At 72.9% G+C, this 19,979-nt stretch carries 17 protein-coding genes; 10 read left to right on the plus strand and 7 right to left on the minus strand.

Going from position 1 to position 19,979, the window contains the following annotated elements:
* The first annotated feature begins 114 nt into the window (after positions 1-114).
* From ACZ4TO_RS20790 to ACZ4TO_RS20805, 4 genes are read left to right on the plus strand one after another with little or no spacing between them, the layout of a single operon-like run.
* Positions 115-1,647: a GMC family oxidoreductase gene (locus ACZ4TO_RS20790; protein WP_468024938.1), complete on the plus strand. Its 1,533-nt coding sequence runs from the start codon at positions 115-117 to the stop codon at positions 1,645-1,647.
* Positions 1,644-2,948 (plus strand): quaternary amine ABC transporter ATP-binding protein, encoded by a 1,305-nt coding sequence (locus tag ACZ4TO_RS20795; protein WP_468024939.1) that lies wholly within the window; start codon positions 1,644-1,646, stop codon positions 2,946-2,948. The genes ACZ4TO_RS20790 and ACZ4TO_RS20795 overlap by 4 nt, the downstream gene beginning before the upstream one ends.
* Complete coding sequence (locus ACZ4TO_RS20800; protein WP_468024940.1) at positions 2,948-4,897, plus strand: ABC transporter permease; 1,950 nt, start codon at positions 2,948-2,950, stop codon at positions 4,895-4,897. The genes ACZ4TO_RS20795 and ACZ4TO_RS20800 overlap by 1 nt, the downstream gene beginning before the upstream one ends.
* A gap of 1 nt (position 4,898) precedes the next feature.
* Entirely contained in the window at positions 4,899-5,858 is a 960-nt protein-coding gene (locus ACZ4TO_RS20805; protein WP_468024941.1) for an ABC transporter substrate-binding protein, read from the plus strand.
* A 200-nt stretch (positions 5,859-6,058) separates the two neighbouring features.
* Here ACZ4TO_RS20805 and ACZ4TO_RS20810 read toward each other — a convergent pair whose 3' ends face one another.
* Entirely contained in the window at positions 6,059-6,823 is a 765-nt protein-coding gene (locus ACZ4TO_RS20810) for an isocitrate lyase/PEP mutase family protein (RefSeq protein ID WP_468024942.1), read from the minus strand.
* Positions 6,820-7,386 (minus strand): carboxymuconolactone decarboxylase family protein, encoded by a 567-nt coding sequence (locus tag ACZ4TO_RS20815; protein WP_382793208.1) that lies wholly within the window; start codon positions 7,384-7,386, stop codon positions 6,820-6,822. The genes ACZ4TO_RS20810 and ACZ4TO_RS20815 overlap by 4 nt, the downstream gene beginning before the upstream one ends.
* Positions 7,387-7,433: 47 nt before the next feature.
* Here ACZ4TO_RS20815 and pdxR point away from each other — a divergent pair, with 47 nt between their 5' ends.
* The gene (gene pdxR / locus ACZ4TO_RS20820) at positions 7,434-8,825 is read left to right on the plus strand and encodes a MocR-like pyridoxine biosynthesis transcription factor PdxR (RefSeq protein WP_468024943.1); all 1,392 of its coding nucleotides are present in this window, start codon (positions 7,434-7,436) and stop codon (positions 8,823-8,825) included.
* 199 nt (positions 8,826-9,024) lie between these two features.
* Here pdxR and ACZ4TO_RS20825 read toward each other — a convergent pair whose 3' ends face one another.
* Positions 9,025-9,891 carry a DMT family protein gene (locus ACZ4TO_RS20825; protein ID WP_468025054.1) on the minus strand — a complete coding sequence of 289 codons (867 nt, stop codon included), beginning with the start codon at positions 9,889-9,891 and terminating at the stop codon, positions 9,025-9,027.
* A 133-nt stretch (positions 9,892-10,024) separates the two neighbouring features.
* Here ACZ4TO_RS20825 and ACZ4TO_RS20830 point away from each other — a divergent pair, with 133 nt between their 5' ends.
* On the plus strand, positions 10,025-10,366 hold the full coding sequence (locus tag ACZ4TO_RS20830; protein ID WP_382793214.1) for a hypothetical protein: 342 nt from the start codon (positions 10,025-10,027) through the stop codon (positions 10,364-10,366).
* Between the two features lie 72 nt (positions 10,367-10,438).
* A complete protein-coding gene (locus ACZ4TO_RS20835) occupies positions 10,439-11,623 on the plus strand; it encodes a glutathionylspermidine synthase family protein (RefSeq protein ID WP_382793216.1) in 1,185 nt (394 codons plus the stop codon).
* A gap of 54 nt (positions 11,624-11,677) precedes the next feature.
* Here ACZ4TO_RS20835 and rocD read toward each other — a convergent pair whose 3' ends face one another.
* Entirely contained in the window at positions 11,678-12,892 is a 1,215-nt protein-coding gene (rocD, locus tag ACZ4TO_RS20840; protein ID WP_382793512.1) for an ornithine--oxo-acid transaminase, read from the minus strand.
* A gap of 320 nt (positions 12,893-13,212) precedes the next feature.
* On the opposite strand from rocD, the gene ACZ4TO_RS20845 reads away from it, so the two are divergent.
* Positions 13,213-14,658 carry a glycine hydroxymethyltransferase gene (locus ACZ4TO_RS20845; RefSeq protein WP_468024944.1) on the plus strand — a complete coding sequence of 482 codons (1,446 nt, stop codon included), beginning with the start codon at positions 13,213-13,215 and terminating at the stop codon, positions 14,656-14,658.
* A 56-nt stretch (positions 14,659-14,714) separates the two neighbouring features.
* On the opposite strand, the gene ACZ4TO_RS20850 is transcribed toward ACZ4TO_RS20845, so the two are convergent.
* Positions 14,715-15,461 carry a hypothetical protein gene (locus ACZ4TO_RS20850; protein ID WP_468024945.1) on the minus strand — a complete coding sequence of 249 codons (747 nt, stop codon included), beginning with the start codon at positions 15,459-15,461 and terminating at the stop codon, positions 14,715-14,717.
* A gap of 389 nt (positions 15,462-15,850) precedes the next feature.
* Here ACZ4TO_RS20850 and trpS point away from each other — a divergent pair, with 389 nt between their 5' ends.
* Together trpS and ACZ4TO_RS20860 are read left to right on the plus strand one after the other, a co-directional pair.
* On the plus strand, positions 15,851-16,864 hold the full coding sequence (gene trpS, locus ACZ4TO_RS20855) for a tryptophan--tRNA ligase (RefSeq protein ID WP_382793225.1): 1,014 nt from the start codon (positions 15,851-15,853) through the stop codon (positions 16,862-16,864).
* 226 nt (positions 16,865-17,090) lie between these two features.
* Complete coding sequence (locus ACZ4TO_RS20860) at positions 17,091-17,672, plus strand: 2'-5' RNA ligase family protein (RefSeq protein ID WP_382793227.1); 582 nt, start codon at positions 17,091-17,093, stop codon at positions 17,670-17,672.
* Positions 17,673-17,700: 28 nt separating this feature from the next.
* On the opposite strand, the gene ACZ4TO_RS20865 is transcribed toward ACZ4TO_RS20860, so the two are convergent.
* On the minus strand, positions 17,701-18,456 hold the full coding sequence (locus ACZ4TO_RS20865; RefSeq protein ID WP_468024946.1) for a decaprenylphospho-beta-D-erythro-pentofuranosid-2-ulose 2-reductase: 756 nt from the start codon (positions 18,454-18,456) through the stop codon (positions 17,701-17,703).
* A 34-nt stretch (positions 18,457-18,490) separates the two neighbouring features.
* Complete coding sequence (locus ACZ4TO_RS20870) at positions 18,491-19,840, minus strand: FAD-binding protein (protein ID WP_468024947.1); 1,350 nt, start codon at positions 19,838-19,840, stop codon at positions 18,491-18,493.
* Between the last annotated feature and the right edge of the window lie 139 nt (positions 19,841-19,979).

The raw sequence follows: 19,979 nt of genomic DNA on the forward strand, positions 1-19,979 counted from the left end.
CAACCGGCGGCCACCGGTCGGCGGTCATCGGCCGGTTGCCCGGTCCTTCGCTTCGCGCGCCGGGCTCCGGCGCCGTAACCCCTCACCTTTCACAGCACCTTGGAGCACCCCTTCATGTCCCAGCACGAGAACACGTACGACTACGTCGTCATCGGCGGCGGCACGGCGGGCTCCGTGATCGCGTCCCGCCTCACCGAGAACCCGGATGTCAGCGTCGCCGTCATCGAGGGCGGCCCCAGCGACGTGGGACGCGACGACGTCCTCACCCTGCGCCGCTGGATGGGCCTGCTCGGCGGGGAACTCGACTACGACTACCCGACCACCGAACAGCCACGGGGCAACTCGCACATCCGGCACAGCCGCGCCCGCGTGCTCGGCGGATGTTCGTCGCACAACACGCTGATCGCGTTCAAGCCGCTGCCGTCCGACTGGGACGAGTGGGAGGCGGCCGGCGCCAAGGGCTGGGGCGCGGTGCCGATGGAGGCGTACTGGGCGCGGCTCCTGAACAACATCGTCCCGGTCGACGCGAAGGACCGGAACGCCATCGCGCGCGACTTCGTGGACGCCGCCCGCTCCGCGCTCGACGTGCCGCTGGTCGAGGGCTTCAACCGGCAGCCGTTCACCGAGGGCGTCGGCTTCTTCGACCTCGCGTACCACCCCGAGGACAACAAGCGGTCGAGTGCCTCGGTGGCCTACCTGCACCCGGTGATGGACGAGCGGCCCAACCTGACGCTCCTGCTGGAGACGTGGGCGTACAAGCTGGAGCTGGAGGGGAAGCGCGTCACGGGCGTGCACGTGCGGACCAAGGACGACGAGGAGGTGCTCGTCCGCGCGCGCCACGAGGTCCTGCTGTGCGCGGGTGCCGTCGACTCGCCGCGGCTGCTGCTGCACTCGGGCATCGGGCCCGCCGGTGACCTGGAGGAGCTCGACATCCCCGTCGTGCACGATCTGCCGGGCGTCGGCGAGAACCTGCTCGACCACCCCGAGTCGGTGATCGTCTGGGAGACGAACGGACCGATCCCGGAGAACTCGGCGATGGACTCCGACGCGGGCCTGTTCGTGCGCCGCGACCCCGAACAGCCGGGCCCCGACCTGATGTTCCACTTCTACCAGATCCCCTTCACGGACAACCCGGAGCGCATCGGCTACGAACGGCCCGCGCACGGCGTCTCGATGACCCCCAACATCCCCAAGCCCCGCAGCCGCGGCCGCCTTTACCTCACCAGCGCCGACCCGACGGTCAAACCGGCCCTCGACTTCCGGTACTTCACGGACGAGGACGACTACGACGGCCGCACCCTCGTCGACGGCATCCGGATCGCGCGTGAGATCGCCGCGGCCGAACCGCTCGCCGGCTGGCTCAAGCGCGAGGTGTGCCCGGGACCCGATGTCACGGGTGACGAGGAGCTGAGCGCGTACGCGCGCCAGGTCGCGCACACCGTGTACCACCCGGCGGGCACCTGCCGGATGGGCGGCCTCCTGGACGAACTCGCCGTGGTGGACCCCGACCTGCGCGTCCGCGGCCTCGACGGCATCCGCATCGCCGACGCCTCCGTGTTCCCGGCCATGCCCGCCGTGAACCCGATGGTCGGAGTGCTCATGGTGGGCGAGAAGGCCGCCGACCTGATCGGAGATGACGCGCGATGAACACCCCGACCGGCGCCGAGAGCGCCATACCGACGAGCGCCGAGAGCGCCGCCCCGGCCCGCGTCGAGAGCGACGCGGCCGTCCAGGCCGAGAGCGCCGGGGGCGGCCCGACCGCCCCCGCCGCCACGACCACCCGCGCCGAGAGCGACACGACCACCCGCGTCGAGAGCGACACGACCGCCCGCGCCGACGGCGCCACGGCCGCCGCCGAGCCCGTCTTCTCCGTACGCGGCCTGTGGAAGGTCTTCGGGCCGAAGGCCGACCGCGTCCCCGGTGACCCCGAGCTCGCCTCCCTCGACGCCGCCGAGCTGGCCGCCGCCACCGGCTGCACCGCCGCCGTCCGGGACGTCGGCTTCGACGTGCGCAAGGGCGAGGTCTTCGTCGTCATGGGCCTGTCCGGCTCGGGCAAGTCCACCCTGGTGCGCTGTCTCACCCGGCTGATCGAACCCACCTCGGGCAGCCTCGCGATCGACGGCGAGGACGTCCTCGCCATGGACAAGGGCCGGCTGCGCGAACTGCGCCGCCACCGCGCCGCCATGGTCTTCCAGCACTTCGGCCTGCTGCCGCACCGCACGGTCCTCGACAACGTCGCCTACGGCCTGGAGATCCAGGGCGTCCCGCGCGAGGAACGCCGGGCGAAGGCCGCCGAGGTCGTCGCCAAGGTCGGTCTGGAAGGTCTGGAGCAGCGCAGGCCGGGCGAGCTGTCCGGCGGTCAGCAGCAGCGTGTCGGGCTGGCCCGCGCGCTCGCCGTCGACCCCGAGGTCCTGCTCTTCGACGAGCCGTTCAGCGCGCTCGATCCGATGATCCGGCGCGACATGCAGGAGGAGGTCGTCCGGCTGCACCGCGAGGAGGGCCGCACGATGGTCTTCATCACCCACGACCTGACCGAGGCCCTGCGCCTCGGCGACCGCATCGCCCTGATGCGCGACGGGCGGATCGTCCAGCTCGGCACCCCCGAGGAGATCGTCGGCTCCCCGGCCGACGCCTACGTCCGCGAGTTCGTCCGGGACGTGCCCCGCGAGCAGGTCATGACGGTCCGCACGGCCATGCGGGCCGGGGACTGCGGCGGCCCGGACCACCCCGGCGCGCTCGCCCCGAACACCGTGGTCGCCGACGCGATCAAGGCCGTCGCCCGCACCGGCCGCGCCGCCTGTGTCGTCCACGACGGCCGCTGCCTCGGCGTCGTCGACCACGAGCGGCTGCTCGCCGTCGTCGCCGGAACGGACCTGGGCACGGGATCGGACCGGAGCGCCGGATCGGACCCACGTGCCGGTGCGGGCCCGCGGAAGGAGGCGGTGTGATGGCCGCAGTCACCGCGTCCGCTCCCCGTACCGTCCTGCCCGCCCGGCTGCGGCACCCCGCCGTCGGCAAACTGGTGCTGCTCGCCGCCCTCGCGGCGGTGCTCGTGCCGCTCGCCGTCGCCCGCTGGTCCGGCGGCAGTTGGCCGCACGCCCTGACCGTCGACCTGACCGGACCGCTCGGCAGGGTAGGCGACTGGATCATCGACAACCGGGACAGCCACCCGCTGTTCCTGTACTTCTTCGGCTACGTCAGCAACGCCGTCGTCCTGTCCGTACGCGCCGTCTATCTGCTGCTCCTCGCGGCCGGCTGGGCCGGAGTGACCGCGCTGGCCGCCCTGGTGGCCTGGCGGGCGGCCGGAGTGCGGCAGGCCGTCGGCACCGGCGTGGCCCTCCTCGTCTGCGGACTGCTCGGCATGTGGGTGCCCACCATGCAGACGCTGGCGGTCATGGCGGTCGCCGTGTTCGCCTCCGTCGTCCTGGGCCTGCTGCTCGGCCTCGCCGCCGGGCTCTCCGACCGCACCCACCGCGCCCTGCGCCCCGTCCTCGACACCATGCAGGTGCTTCCGGCGTTCGCGTATCTGCTGCCCGTCGTGCTGGTCTTCGGGATCGGTGTCCCCGCGGCCGTCCTCGCCACCGTCGTCTACGCCGCCCCGCCCATGGCCCGCCTCACCGCGCTCGGGCTGCGCGACGCGGACGAGGGCGTCATGGAGGCCGTCGCCTCGCTCGGCGCCACGGCCCGCCAGCGCCTGTTCACCGCCCGCCTTCCGCTGGCCCGCAAGGAACTCCTCCTTGGCCTCAACCAGACGATCATGATGGCGCTGTCCATGGCCGTCATCGCCTCCGTGATCGGTGGCGGCGGTCTCGGTGACCGCGTCTACCAGGCCCTCGCTTCGGTGGACGTGGGCGCCGCACTCGCCGCCGGCATCCCGATCGTGCTCCTCGCGGTCGTCCTCGACCGGGTCACGGCCGCGGCGGGCGAGCGGCTCGGCGCGCCCCGGTCGAACAGCCCTCGGCTGTACGTGGCGCTCGGCGTCGTCGCCGTCCTCGTCGTCGCGCTCGCCGGCCGTCTCACGGGCCGCGCGGAATGGCCCGGCGCGTGGTCCGTGAACCTCGCCGAGCCGGTGAACAGCGCCGTCGACTGGATGACCGGCCACCTCTACTCCGGCGTCCCGTACATCGGCGGCACCGCCGACTGGGCGGGCCACTTCACCACCTGGGTCCTCGACCCGCTCCGGGACGGACTCCAGTGGCTGCCCTGGTGGGCCGTGCTGCTGACCGTCGCCGCCCTGGCCTGGCTGATCGGCACCTGGCGCACCGCGCTGACCGCCGTCCTCGCGATGGCCGCGATCGGCGTGCTCGGCGAGTGGAAGCCGGCCCTGGACACGCTCTCCCAGGTGCTCGCGGCGGTCGCCGTCACCCTCGTGATCGGCTTCGCCACCGGCATCGCTGCCGCCCGCAGCGAACGGTTCGAGCGCCTGCTCCGGCCGGTCCTGGACGTCTTCCAGACCATGCCGCAGTTCGTCTACCTCATCCCCGTCGTCGCGTTGTTCGGCGTGGGCCGCGCCCCCGCCGTCGCCGCCGCGGTCGTCTACGCGCTGCCCGCCGTCGTCCGCATCACCACCCAGGGGCTGCGTGGCGTCGACCCGGCCGCGCTGGAGTCGGCCCGCTCCCTCGGCGCCACCGCCGGGCAGCAACTGCGCCAGGTCCAGCTTCCGCTGGCGCGGCCCGCGCTGCTGCTCGCCGTCAACCAGGGGGTCGTCCTGGTCCTCGCCGTGGTCATCATCGGCGGTCTGGTCGGCGGCGGCGCGCTCGGCTACGACGTCGTGTTCGGCCTCGCCCAGGGCGACCTGGCCACCGGCCTGGTCGCGGGCGCGGCGATCGTCTGCCTCGGACTGATGCTCGACCGGGTGACCCAGCCGACCGGGCGCCGCGCGAAGAAGGGAGCCTGACATGCGTGTTCGTACGACATCCGCGGTGGCCGGGGCCTCTGCCCTGCTGCTGCTCACCGGCTGCGGCGCCGCCGACATGACCAAGCAGACCTCGCCCTTCGCGGGCGCCCGGGGCGCGAACTCGGTGACCCTGTCCGTGCAGTCGTGGGTCGGCGCCCAGTCCAACGTGGCCGTGGCGCAGTACCTCCTCGAACACGAGCTGGGCTACCGCGTCGACACCGTCCAGGTCGACGAGGTGCCCGCCTGGGACGCGCTCAGCCAGGGCCGCGTCGACGCGATCCTGGAGGACTGGGGCCACCCCGACCAGGAGAAGCGGTACGTCCAGGACAAGAAGACGATCAAGCCCGGCGGGGACCTGGGCGTGACCGGGCACATCGGCTGGTACGTCCCGACGTACTTCGCGAAACAGCACCCGGACGTCACGGACTGGAGGAACCTCGACAAGTACGCCGGCCTGCTGCGCACGCCCGAGAGCGGCGGCAAGGGGCAGCTCCTGGACGGCTCCCCGTCGTACGTCACCAACGACAAGGCGCTGGTGACCAACCTGAAGCTGAACTACCAGGTCGTGTTCGCCGGTTCGGAGGCCGCGCAGATCACGCAGATGAAGCAGTTCGCGAAGGAGCGGAAGCCGTTCCTCACGTACTGGTACTCCCCGCAGTGGCTGTTCGAGAAGGTCCCGCTGACCGAGGTGAAGCTGCCCGCCTACAAGGAGGGCTGTGACGCCGACGCGGCGAAGGTCGCCTGCGCCTACCCGCACACCCCGCTGAAGAAGTACCTGAACACCGAGTTCGCGAAGACCGGCGGGAAGGCCGCCGCCTTCCTGAAGAAGTTCAAGTGGACCACCGCGGACCAGAACGAGGTCTCCCTGATGATCGCCGACGACAAGCTGACGCCCCAGGAGGCGGCGAAGAAGTGGGTGGACCGCCATCGGTCGACCTGGAGGGCGTGGCTGGCGTCGTGACCCGGTCAGCCGGCTGAGTGAGCCCCCGCGCGGCCGGGCGAGGCCTCGCCCGGCCGCGCGGGCGAGGTCCTGCGCGACCGATCGGGGCCCCGGCGTCGCCGGTCCCCTGTCGTCGGAGGTGGCCCGGGACCGGGCCCCGGGACACCGTCCGCGTGATCGGCGGCTCGGCGAGCCGTTCGGGGCCTGACCCGGACCGCCCCCTACGCCACCGCCTGGCGCAGCTTCGCCGCGATGGCGGCCAGCGTCTCCGTCGCCCGGCGTTGCAGCCCGGGGCCGAACGTGACGCGTGTGGCGCCCAGTTCACCCAGTTCGGCGGGGGACGCCCCGTCGAGCCGGGCGAACACGTTCAGCGGCCCCTGGATCCCGGACCGCAGCAGCGGCAGCACCGGCGTCGGGGCGCCGATCGGATACACGCAGTCCGCTCCCGCCGCGACGTAGAGCGCGGCCCGCTCGACGGCCTGTCCGGGGTCGCCGTCGCCGTACGCGAAGACGTCGACCCGGGCGTTCACGAAGAGCCGGCCGGCCGCCGCGCCGCACACCTCGGCCAGCCAGTCGGCGTGCCGGGCCGCGTCCTTGAGGACCCCGCCCTCGGAGTCCTCGAGGTTGCAGCCCACCGCCCCCGCCTCCAGCAGCCGCTCCACCAGCTCCCGTGGCGCCAGCCCGTAGCCGCCCTCGACGTCGGCCGACACCGGCACCTCGACCGCGCGGGCGATCCGGGCGACGGCGGCGAACATCTCCGCGGCCGGTGTCTCCCCGTCCGCGTACCCCAGCGAAGCGGCCACCCCGGCGCTGGGCGTGGCGAGCGCCGGGAACCCCTCGTCGGCGAACACCCTGGCGCTCGCCGCGTCCCAGGGCCCGGGCAGCACCAGCGGATCGCCCGGCATCCGCCCGTGGTGCAGTGCCCGGAACCGCTCGGCCCCGCCGGGCGCCGCGTGCTCCCCGCCCGTGGCCGCCCCGATCGTCACTTGTGCCCGCCCGGCCGGTAGTGGCCGGGCACCATGCGGCAGGTCACGGCGAACCGGTTCCAGGCGTTGATCATCGTGATCGAGGCGATGAGCTGGACCAGGTCGGCGTCCTCGAAGTGCCGGGCCGCGCGCTCGTACACCTCGTCCGGCACGAACCCGTCGGTGATCACCGTGACGGCCTCGGTCAGTTCGATCGCCGCGATCTCCTTCTCCGTGTAGAAGTGCCGCGACTCCTCCCACGCGGCGAGCTGCACGATCCGCTCGACGCTCTCGCCCGCCGCGAGCGCGTCCTTGGTGTGCATGTCCAGGCAGAACGCGCAGTGGTTGAGCTGCGAGGCGCGGATCTTCACCAGTTCGAGGAGCGTGGGGTCCACCCCGCGCCGGGCCGCCGCGTCGAGCCGGACCATCGCCTTGTAGACGTCGGGGGCGAGCTCGGCCCAGTGCAGCCGGGGTGTGTGCTCGGGCGCGTACCGCGCGGTGCCGTCGGCGGGCGGGGCGGACGCCGGGGAGGGGGAGCCGGCGGGGGTCGTGAGGGGCTGCGTGGTCGTGTCCTGCGTCGTCATGCGATCGACCCTACGAGGGGAGTAGCCCAGGAGTATGGTCCATTCCCATGGGGAAAACATGGGCCAATCTGGGCGTCGACCTCCATGTCGAGCCGACCGGGTCCGGCATCCGCAAGGGGCTCACGGAGGCGCTGCGCGAGGCCGTCCGCGGCGGCCGGCTGGCCCCCGGGACCCGGCTCCCGTCCTCCCGCTCCCTCGCCGCCGACCTCGGCATCGCCCGCAACACGGTCGCCGAGTCCTACGCCGACCTCGTCGCCGAGGGCTGGCTCACCGCACGCCAGGGCTCCGGCACGCACGTCGCCGAGCGGAGCGTCGTACGACCCGGGCCGCAGGCGACGCCGCGCCGCCGCGAACAGGCCCGCCCCGCCTACGACCTCGTCCCCGGCCGCCCCGACCTCGCGTCCTTCCCGCGTGCCGCCTGGCTCAAGGCGGCCCGCCGCGCCCTGGCCCGCGCCCCGCACGAGGCCTTCGGCTACGGCGATCCGCGCGGCCGCCCCGAACTGCGCGCCGCCCTCGCGGGCTATCTCTCCCGCGCCCGGGGGGTGCGCGCCGACCCGGAGCGCATCGTGATCTGCTCCGGCTTCTCGGACGGCCTCACGCTGCTCGGCGTGATCCTGCGCCGGCGGGGGCTCCGCTCGGTCGCCGTGGAGTCGTACGGGCTGGACGTGCACTGGAATCTCCTGCACCGGTCGGGTCTGCGCACGACCGCGCTGCCGTTCGACGAACTCGGCACCGACACCCGCGACATGACGGGGGTGCGAGCCGTACTCCTCACCCCCGCCCACCAGTTCCCGATGGGCGTGCCGCTGCACCCGGAGCGCCGGGCCGCCGTCGTCGCCTGGGCGCGCCGCACCGGAGGGCTGGTCCTGGACGACGACTACGACGGCGAGTTCCGCTACGACCGGCAGCCCGTCGGCGCGCTCCAGGGACTCGACCCCGAGCACGTGGTCCATCTGGGCACCGCCAGCAAGTCCCTGGCGCCCGCGCTGCGCCTCGGCTGGCTCGTACTGCCGCCCTCGCTCGTGGACGAGGTCGTCTCCCTGAAGGGGGAGGGCGGCTGGTCCACCGGGGCGCTCGACCAGCTCACCCTGGCGGAGTTCATCACCTCCGGGGCCTACGACCGGCACGTCCGCTCGGCCCGGCTGCGCTACCGGCGCCGCCGGGACGCCCTCGTCGCGGCGCTCGCCACCCGGGCTCCCGACGTGCGCGCCACCGGCATCGCGGCCGGGCTGCACGCCGTGCTCCGGCTCCCGCCCGGCACCGAGGGGTCCGTGGTCCAGGCCGCCGCCTTCCAGGGCCTGGCCGTGCACGGCCTCTCCCGCCACCGCCATCCGGACGCGCTCGTCCCGCACCAGGACGCGCTGGTCGTGGGGTACGGCACCCCGCCGGACCACGCCTGGTCGGGCGCGCTGGAGGCACTGTGCCGGGCGCTTCCCTGAAGGGGCCGCGTGCCCGGACGGGTTCACCGGCGGGCACGGGAGCCCGCGCGGTTCACCGCGGCTTCCGGGCGGTTCACGGCGGCTTCCGCGAGGTTCATCGCGGTTCCTGCGCGGTTCGCTGCGGCTTCCGGGCGGTTCGCTGCGGCCCCCGCGCGGTTCACCGCGGCTCCCGCTCGGTTCACCGCGGCGCCGGCGAGGTTCAGTGAGGCGTTGGCGTCGGTGTCGGCGTGGACGGGTCCGTGGCCGGTGCTTCACCGAACCGCGCCAGCGCCAGAGCGCCCGCCACCGCCACCGCGAAGCCGAGCACCGCCAGCCAGGTCAGCCCCTCGCGGGTGCGGTCGCCCAGCCACACCACCCCGACCAGCGCGGGCCCGATGGTCTCGCCGATGACCAGACCGGCGGTGGCCGTGGTCACCGAGCCCCGTTCCAGGGCCGTGGTGAGCAGCAGGAACGCGGCGCCGCCACCGATCAGCAGCGCGTACGTCGCCGGATTGGCCAGCAGGGTCCCCGGATCGAGGTCGGCGATCAGCCGCACCGCCACCTCGACCACCCCGAACCCGAATCCCGACCCGAGGCCCAGCGCGAGCGCCCGCCCCCGGTCGGGCAGCCGTCCGCCGACGAGCGCCAGCACCAGGACGGCCACGGACGTCCCGAGCATCGCGTACTTCAGTGCCAGGGACCCGGTCCGGTCCCCCTCCGGTCCGGAGGCCAGCCCGAGCATCGCGAGTCCGCCGCACACCACCGCCACCGCGGCCCACTCGACCCGGCTCAGCCGCACATGGAGCAGCCGTGAGGCGACCACGGCGGTGACGGCCAGGCTCGCCGCGAGGGCCGCGCCGACCGCGTAGATCGGAAGCGAGCGCAGGGCGAGGATCTGGAGCACGAACCCGACCCCGTCGAGGCCCAGTCCCGCCAGGTAGCGCCACTGGCGCAGCGCCCGCAGCAGCAGGACGGCCGCGCCGCCGGCTCCGCCGCCCGTCCCGCCCTCGCCCGCGGCCCGCGCGGCCATGGCCTGCAGAACCGTCGCCGTACCGAAGCAGACCGAGGCGCCGAGGGCGCAGATCATTCCAAAGAGCACGAAGCGACTGTAGGGGACGGCGCGTTACCCGGGGGCCGTCGTGGACTCGCCGGGCGTGGGATCTCTAATCTGTCCTCTTCGATCAAAAGACGAACCACAGAGAACAAACGGGGGAACGAACATGGCAGACGTACGGCGTCAACTGCGCTCGGGCACGGTCGTCCTCGGCGGCATGGGACTTCTGGCGGCGACCCTCACCGCCTGCTCCTCGGACCCCGACAAGCGCTGCGTCGACCGCGACAGCTACAACGCGGCCAAGGGCTACGAGGTCGTCGCGGACAAGTACTGCAAGTCGTCCTCGGGTTCGTACCACACCGGCTGGTACTACGGCGGCAGCAAGAAGAGCGGTCGGGTCGAGGGCGGCTCCTTCGTCAAGCCCAGCGGCGGCGGTTCCGGGGGTTCGGGCGGCAGCGGCGTCCACCGCGGCGGTTTCGGCGGCGGCAAGGGCGGCTCCGGCGGCTGATCCGCGCCCGCCCGCCGGAGCGAGACCTCCGGGACCCGACCCACCCGCCGAGCCGGAGAACGCACGCACCCCATGGAACGCCGCACCATCACCCCCCGCCCCGGCTGGCAGCAGACCGTCGAGCGGCAGGGGCTGATCTACCCGCTCACCCGTCACCCCGACGACTCCCTGCGCCCCTACTGGGACGAGAGCGCCCACTACGTCTTCTCGCTGCCCGAGGTGGAGGCGCTGGAGGAGGTCGTCGAGGAACTGCACGCCATGTGCCTGACGGCGGCCGGGCACATCGTCGAGCACGGACGGTTCGCCGACCTCGGCATCGACGACCCCCGCGTCGTGGCGGCCGTCGCCGAGGCCTGGCACCGGCGCGGCGAACTCCCCTCGGTCTACGGCCGCTTCGACCTGCGCTACGACGGAACGGGCCCGGCGAAGCTCCTGGAGTACAACGCCGACACGCCGACCTCGCTGGTGGAGGCCGCGAGCCCGCAGTGGTTCTGGATGGAGGACCGCTTCCCCGGCGCCGACCAGTGGAACTCCCTCCACGAACGCCTCGTCGCGGCCTGGAAGAAGCAGGGCGCCCTCCTGCCGCCGGGCGGCCCGCTCTACTTCGCGCACTCCGCCGAGGACGAACTCGGCGAGGACCTGATGACGGTCGCCTACCTGAAGGAGACCGCCGAGCAGGCGGGACTCGCCACGGACTGGATCTCCATGGAGGAGATCGGCTGGGACCCCCTGTCCGGCCGCTTCGTCGACAACCGGCTCGCGTTCATCCGGAGCTGCTTCAAGCTCTACCCCTGGGAGTGGCTGACCACCGACGCGTTCGCCGGCCACGTCCTGGACACCCTCGACAACGGCGGCGGCACCGGCACGACCCTGTGGATCGAGCCCGCCTGGAAGATGCTCCTGTCCAACAAGGCGCTCCTCGCCGTCCTCTGGGAGCTCTACCCGGACCACCCGAACCTGCTCCCCGCCTACCTCGACGGCCCCCGCGAGCTCGCCCGCACGAACGGCTACGTCGCCAAGCCCCTGCTCGGCCGCGAGGGCGCCGGGGTGACGGTCCACGAGCCCGGCGCCGCTCCCGTCGTACGCGAAGAGGCCTGCTGCTACCAGGAACTGGCGCCGCTCCCGTCCTTCGACGGCAACCGTGTCGTCCTCGGCGCCTGGGTCGTCGAGGACGAGTCGGCGGGCCTCGGCATCCGGGAGTCCTCCGGCCTGATCACCGACGAGTACGCCCGCTTCCTGCCGCACGTGATCCTCTAGGCCGCGCACGGGCGTCCGGGTCCGGGGCCCCATCGGTCCTCCCGGGCCCGGGCCCTACGCGCCGAGCACGGCCCTGAGCTGGGCCAGGCCCCAGTCCAGGTCCTCCTCCGTGATGACCAGCGGCGGGGCGATCCGGACGGTGACCCCGTGGGTGTCCTTGACGAGGACACCCCGCTCCATCAGCTTCTCGGAGATCTCCCGGCCCGTGCCGTACGCGGGGGCGATGTCGACGCCCGCCCACAGACCGCGCCCGCGCACCGCCGTGACCTGACCGGAGTCCTTCAGCAGGCCCAGTTCACGGTGCAGTCGCTCGCCGAGCCGGGCCGCCCGCTCCTGGTACTCGCCCGACCGCAGCATCGCGATCACCTCCAGCGCGACGGCGCACGCCAGCGGATTGCCGCCGAAGGTCGACCCGTGCTCCCCGGGCCGGAACACCCCCAGCACCTCCGCGCTCGACACCACCGCCGACACCGGCACCACCCCGCCGCCGAGCGCCTTCCCGAGGACATACATGTCCGGCACCACGCCCTCGTGCTCGCACGCGAACGTACGGCCGGTCCGCCCGAGGCCCGACTGGATCTCGTCCGCGACGAACAGCACGTTCCGCTCCCGGGTCAGCTCCCGCACGGCCGGCAGATATCCGGCCGGCGGCACCAGCACCCCCGCCTCGCCCTGGATCGGCTCCAGCAGCACCGCCACCGTGTTCTCCGTGACCGCCGCCCGCAGGGCCGTCAGGTCCCCGTACGGCACGATCTCGAAGCCCGGTGTGTACGGGCCGAAGTCCGCGCGCGCCTCCGGGTCCGTGGAGAAGCTGATGACCGTCGTCGTACGCCCGTGGAAGTTGTTGCCCGCGACCACGATCTTCGCCATCTCGGCCGGGACGCCCTTGACCCGGTACCCCCACTTCCGGGCCGTCTTCACCGCCGTCTCCACCGCCTCCGCACCGGTGTTCATCGGCAGCACCATCTCCATGCCGCACAGCGCGGCCAGTTCCCGGCAGAAGTCCGCGAACCGGTCGTGGTGGAAGGCCCGCGACGTCAGCGTCACCCGGTCCAGTTGCGCCTTGGCCGCCTCGATCAGCCGCCGGTTGCCGTGGCCGAAGTTCAGCGCCGAGTATCCGGCCAGCATGTCGAGGAAGCGGCGCCCCTCGACGTCCGTCATCCAGGCCCCGTCCGCCGTCGCCACGACGACCGGCAGCGGGTGGTAGTTGTGCGCGCTGTGCGCGTCGGCCGAGGCGATGAACGCCTCCGTCGTCTCCCTGGCATCCATGGTGGTCACGGGATCTCCGTTCGCGCGAGGGCGGGCTTGTGGCCTCTTTCCTATCGTCGCTCGCATGGTGGACGAGGGACCCCGGTGATCCGGCGCGCCCGGTAGGCTGACGGACGGGGCCGTGACTGGCGCGCTGGGATGGGACCGACCATCGGGGAGCGGCACCCGCGCTGAGGCTTTCCCGGGGCGATCCCGGACCTCCGGACGGAGCGGCAGGCCGTCCCGAGGGGCCCGGAATCTCCGGGCGAGGAGTCGCGGCAACCGAGTGCCGTGCGCCTGGGCCGACCCGTGAACGCTGAAAGCAACGTCCGGAGGCCGTCATGCCAGAGCCCCTTTCCACCGAGTCCACCGCCTTCCGCAGCGCCCTCGACGTGATCCGGGCCGTGGAGCCCCGCGTCGCCGACGCCATCTGCCAGGAGGTCGCCGACCAGCGCGACATGCTGAAGCTGATCGCGTCCGAGAACTACGCCTCCCCGGCCACGCTGCTGGCCATGGGCAACTGGTTCAGCGACAAGTACGCCGAGGGCACCGTCGGCCGCCGCTTCTACGCCGGCTGCCGCAACGTCGACACCGTCGAGGCCCTCGCCGCCGAGCACGCGCGCGAACTGTTCGGCGCCGAGCACGCCTACGCCCAGCCGCACTCCGGCATCGACGCGAACCTCGTCGCCTTCTGGGCCGTCCTCGCCGCCCGCGTGGAGGCCCCGGCGCTCGCCAAGGCCGGCGTCCGCAACGTCAACGACCTCTCCGAGGCCGACTGGGCCGAACTGCGCCAGGCCTTCGGCAATCAGCGCATGCTCGGCATGTCCCTGGACGCCGGCGGCCACCTCACGCACGGCTTCAGGCCCAACATCAGCGGCAAGATGTTCGACCAGCGCTCGTACGGCACCGACCCCGCCACCGGCCTCATCGACTACGAGGCCCTGCGCGTCTCCGCCCGCGAGTTCAAGCCGCTCATCATCGTCGCCGGCTACTCCGCCTACCCCCGCCTGGTGAACTTCCGGATCATGCGGGAGATCGCCGACGAGGTCGGCGCCACGCTCATGGTCGACATGGCGCACTTCGCCGGCCTCGTCGCGGGCAAGGTCCTCACCGGCGACTTCGACCCGGTCCCGCACGCCCAGATCGTCACCACCACCACGCACAAGTCGCTCCGCGGCCCGCGCGGCGGCATGGTCCTGTGCGACGAGACCCTCGCCGAGCAGGTCGACCGCGGCTGCCCGATGGTGCTCGGCGGTCCGCTGCCCCACGTCATGGCCGCCAAGGCCGTCGCGCTCGCCGAGGCCCGCCGCCCCGAGTTCCGCGACTACGCCCAGGCCGTCGTCGACAACTCCCGCGCCCTGGCCGAGGGCCTGATGCGCCGCGGCGCCACCCTGGTCACCGGCGGCACCGACAACCACCTGAACCTCATCGACGTCGCCTCCTCCTACGGCCTGACGGGCCGCCAGGCGGAGTCCGCGCTGCTCGACTCGGGCATCGTCACCAACCGCAACGCCATCCCCGCCGACCCGAACGGCGCCTGGTACACCTCCGGTATCCGCATCGGCACCCCCGCCCTGACCACCCGTGGGCTCGGCGCCACCGAGATGGACGAGATCGCCGGTCTGATCGACCGGGTCCTGACCGCCGCCGAGGCGGGCACCACCGCCAAGGGCGCGCCCTCCAAGGCCCAGCACGTGCTGGACGCGAAGATCTCCAACGAGATCGCCCACCGGGCGAGCGACCTGCTCACCGGCTTCCCGCTCTACCCGGAGATCGACCTCGGCTGACGCACCGCGCCGTACCGGGGCCGGAACCTCCGGCCCCGGTACGCGGGCGACACGGCTCAGACCTTGACCAGCTCCTGGCGCGGTTCCGGCAGCGGCTCGGCGTTCGCGGTGTCCGCGGCGCTCCCGGCGCTCACCTGCCGGACCTTCGCACGGCGGACGAACCACGTGGCGCCGGCGCCGATGGCCAGGCCTGCCACGAGTCCGGGCAGCGCCCAGGCGGCCGGGTCCGGCTCCACCCGCGCGCTGGACGCGACGGCCCCGGACCCGGAGCCGAACAGTCTTCCCTCCTGCGTGAGCTGGCCGAGCACCGACAGCGGCGCCCGGTGCCAGCGGAAGTCGCCGCCCACCAGGTCGGGAGCCAGATCCGACCGCACCCACGGCTCGCCGTCCGCGGTGAGGAACACCTGGTCCTGGCGCTCGATGGCGACGTCACCTCCGGCACCCGTGACGCCCCAGATCACTGTGACCTCAGGAACGGGAAGGCGGCCGTCCGCCCACTCGGCGGGCGTCTTCTTCGGCCCCTCGTACCGGGGGGACAGCAGCCGCCACAGCCGTCCGAAATCCGGATCGCCGCTGTGCAGGGTGGTCGTCCGTCCCGTGTCACCGGCGACGGTCAGGACGATGTCCGGGCTGTCGCCCACGGTGCCCTGCGTGGCGTACTCCGCGCTCTGCCGGACCGCCGACGCGACCATCGGCGTGTTCGCCGGGGGGCCGGCCAGGGCGGCCGGTGCCGCCGACACGACCACCGCGGCGGTCGCCCCCAACGCCCCCACCACCGTGACCACTTCACGCAGCCCGCGCATGGAACCCCCAACCGGCCGGCGCTGAGCCGGCCCGCACACCGTTGTGCCGATTTCCGGGTGCGCCCACGGACCCGCCGGGGGTTCCCCACGACGGCGACGTCCGAGCGGCGCTCCGCCCTGCCGAAACCGGCTACATGGGCGGACCGGCATTGTTAAGCGCCCGTGACGCCGAAAGCACCCCCTCCAGGCGGAACGTCACCTCACCGTTGCACTTGCATGACAGCGCGTGTTCGAATCCCGCTCAGGTGAGCGAAACGGTCACCGTCTGTGCCGACGGGCCGGAGGGCCGGAGCGCGCGCATCCCGGAACCGCGCCACCGGACGACCCGTGCCCCCGACTCTTTCCGGCCAGTTCCGGAGCGGGCCCCGGTACCTGAGAGAATGGTGAACATGGCCTCTGACAGTCCTCGCGTGCTCTCCGGAATCCAGCCCACGGCAGGCTCGTTCCACCTCGGCAACTACCTGGGCGCCGTCCGCCAGTGGGTGGCGCTCCAGGAGTCCCACGACGCGTTCTACATGGTCGTCGACCTGCACGCGATCACGATTCCGCAGGACCCCGCGGACCTGCGCGCCAACACCCGGCTCGCCGCGGCGCAGCTCCTGGCCGCCGGTCTCGACCCCGAGCGCTGCACGCTCTTCGTCCAGAGCCACGTCCCCGAGCACGCGCAGCTCGCCTGGGTCATGAACTGCCTCACCGGCTTCGGCGAGGCCTCCCGGATGACCCAGTTCAAGGACAAGTCCGCCAAGCAGGGCGCCGACCGCGCGAGCGTCGGCCTGTTCACGTACCCGGTCCTCCAGGTGGCGGACATCCTGCTGTACCAGGCCCACGAGGTCCCGGTCGGCGAGGACCAGCGCCAGCACATCGAGCTGACCCGCGACCTCGCGGAGCGCTTCAACGGCCGCTTCGGCGACACGTTCCGGATCCCGAAGCCGTACATCCTCAAGGAGACGGCGAAGATCTTCGATCTCCAGGACCCGTCGATCAAGATGAGCAAGTCGGCGTCGACGCCGAAGGGGCTCATCAATCTGCTCGACGACCCGAAGGTGACCGCCAAGAAGGTCAAGAGCGCCGTCACGGACACGGACACCGTCATCCGCTACGACGCGGTGGACAAGCCGGGCGTCAGCAACCTCCTCACCATCTACTCCACCCTCACCGGCACGTCGATCGCCGCGCTGGAGCAGGAGTACGAGGGCAAGATGTACGGCGCGCTGAAGACGGACCTCGCCGAGGTCATGGTCGACTTCGTGACGCCGTTCCGGGAGCGCACCCAGCAGTATCTGGACGACCCCGAGACGCTCGACTCGATCCTGGCCAAGGGTGCCGAGAAGGCGCGCGCCGTCGCCGCGGAGACGCTGTCCCAGGCGTACGAGCGGGTCGGGTTCCTGCCCGCCAAGCACTGACGGCCCGGGCTGCCGCCGTGAGGGGGCCGTGCCCCGTCCCCGCGGCGGCCCGGCCTCTACCACACCACCTTCGGCAGTCAGTACGAGACGAGCGCGACACTCCTGCGACGGCCGATTGCGGGTCATACCGCCGTACAGTCGAGAGCGGGGCGGGGCGGAGCGATCGCCCCCTCCCGCGCGCAGTACCACCGAACAGCCCTGACCATCGACAACGACAGGAGACGACGTGGGGACCGTAACGATCGGCGTGTCGATCGCGGTCCCGGAGCCTCACGGCAGCCTGCTCCAGGAGCGGCGCGCGGGCTTCGGCGACCCCGCGGCTTGCTGCATTCCCACGCACGTCACCCTGCTGCCGCCGACCGAGGTCGAGGAGTCCGCGCTGCCCGCGATCGAGACGCACCTCGTCGAGGTCGCGGCCGCCGGCCGCCCGTTCCCGATGCGGCTGTCCGGCACGGGCACCTTCCGCCCCCTGTCACCGGTCGTGTTCGTCCGCGTCGCCGAGGGTGCCGAGGCCTGCACCTGGCTCCAGGGCCGGGTCAGGGACGCCTCGGGCCCCGTCGCCCGGGAGCTGCAGTTCCCGTACCACCCGCATGTCACCGTGGCGCACGGCATCGACGAGGCCGCCATGGACCACGCCTTCGAGGCGCTCTCCGACTACGAGGCCGCGTGGCCCTGCACCGGGTTCGCGCTCTACGAGCAGGGCGCCGACGGCGTGTGGCGCAAGCTCCGCGAGTTCGCCTTCGGCAGCTCCGTGGTGCCCCCGCAGGCCACCTCGCCCGAGCGGGACACCACGCTCCCCGCGCTCTGACCCGCTCCACGGGCGGGTCGGACACGTCCTAGACCGGCAGCCGCCTGAACACCGCCCGCGGGGTGTGCCGCAGTGCCGACATGACCATCCGGAGCGCCCCCGGCACCCACACCGTCTCGGAGCGGCGCCGCAGCCCCAGCTCGATCGCCGCGGCCACCGCCTCCGGAGTGGTCGACAGCGGGACCTCGGGCAGATGGGCCGTCATCCGCGTACGGACGAATCCGGGGCGGACCACCATCACGTGCGCGCCGGTGCCGTGCAGCGCGTCCCCCAGGCCCTGCGCGAAGGCGTCGAGCCCCGCCTTGCTGGAGCCGTAGATGAAGTTCGAGCGGCGGGCGCGTTCGCCCGCGACGGAGGACAGCACCACCAGCGAACCGTGCCCCTGCGTCTGCAGCGCCCGCGCGCACACCAGACCCGAGGACACCGCGCCCGTGTAGTTCGTCTGCGCGACGCGGACGGCCGCGACCGGCTCCTTCTCGTCCAGGGCCTGGTCGCCGAGCACCCCGAACGCCATCAGCACCATGTCGATGTCGCCCTCGGCGAACACCTTGCCGAGCACCGCCTCGTGGGACTCGGGATCGAGGGCGTCGAAGGCGAGGGTGCGGACGTCCGCGCCGAGTCCGCGCAGCCGCCCGGCCGCCTCCTCCAGCGCGGGCGTCGCCCGTCCGGCGAGCCACACCGTGCGGGTGCGCCGGGTGATCATCCGGCGCGCGGTGGCCAGCGCGATCTCGGACGTGCCGCCGAGCACCAGCAGGGACTGGGGGAATCCGAAGGCGTCCTTCATGACAGCTAGCTCCTAGAGACGGGGAGGTCGGGCGCTACAGGCCGAGGCGGCGGGACAGGTCCGAGGTGAAGACCCCGCGTGGGTCCAGCTCCCGGCGCAGCGAGCGGAACGCGTCGAGCCGCGGATACATGGCCGCGAGCAGCTCGGGCCGCAGCCGCGCGTCCTTGGCGAGGTACACGCGCCCCCCGGCCTCCGCCACCTCCTCGTCCAGCTCGTCGAGGAAGGCGCCGAGGCCCGGCAGGCCCGCGGGGATGTCCAGGGCCAGGGTCCAGCCGGGCACGGGGAAGGACAGCCAGCCCGGGTCACCCTCGCCGAAGCGCTTCAGGACGGCGAGGAAGGACGGGCAGCGGCGCCGGGAGATGCGCCGCACGATCCGGCGCAGGGTCTCCTCCCGGCCGTGTCCGACGACGAACTGGTACTGCACGAAGCCGCCGCGCCCGTAGACGCGGTTCCAGTGCGGCACCCCGTCGAGGGGGTGGAAGAAGGCCGGGATCGGCTGGAGTTCGCCGGTCCGCGCGCGGGGCGCCTTGCGGTACCAGAGTTCGTTGAACAGGCCCACCGTCGTCCGCCCGAGGAGCCCTTCCGGCACGAACGCGGGGGCGGCCGGCAGGCGCGAGGGGCGGAACGCCAGCGGGTGTCTGCGGGCCCGCGGGGGCAGCGCGTCCAGCGGCGCGTGGTCGCCGCGGGTCAGCACCGAGCGCCCGGTCCCGGCCCCGCGCGCGAGGAGGTCGATCCAGGCCACCGAGTAGCGGTACCGGTGGTCGGTGGCGGTTAGGCGGGCCATCAGGTCGTCCAGGTCCGCCGCGCGTTCGGTGTCGACGGACATCAGGCCGCTCTCCACCGGCTGGAGGCGCACGGTGGCCGTCAGGATCACCCCGGTCAGCCCCATGCCGCCCGCCGTCGCGTCGAACAGGGGGGTGCCGGGCCCTACCGTCCTGATCTCGCCGTCCGCCGTCAGCAGTTCGAAGGACAGGACGTGACGGGCGAAGGAGCCGGACACGTGGTGGTTCTTGCCGTGGATGTCCGCGCCGATCGCGCCGCCCACGGTCACATAACGGGTCCCCGGTGTCACCGGCACGAACCAGCCGAGGGGGAGCAGGACCTCCATGAGCCGGTGCAGGGACACCCCGGCGTCGCACAGGACCGTGCCGCCGCCCGCGTCGATGGCGTGGATCCGGTCCAGGCCCGTCATGTCGAGCACCGCCCCGCCCGCGTTCTGCGCGGCGTCGCCGTAGGCCCGTCCGAGCCCCCGGGCGATCCCTCCCCGCGCCCCGCATTCACGGACGGCGGCCGCCGCCTCCCCGTAGGTGCGCGGACGGACCAGGCGGGCGGTGGTCGGGGCGGTGCGGCCCCAACCCGAGACGGAGACGGAGTCGGCGGGCATGACCGTGACCGTAGCGCCGCCGGGGGTGCACAACGGGGCAATCTACCCGGAGCTTCCGGCTCCTCACCGAAATGGGTGATTAATGGGATGTCGTCCTAGATTGCCGTAGTTCTACGACCGCTCCCTAGAAGAGTGGCCT

Source organism: Streptomyces sp. NPDC028298, from assembly GCF_055565895.1.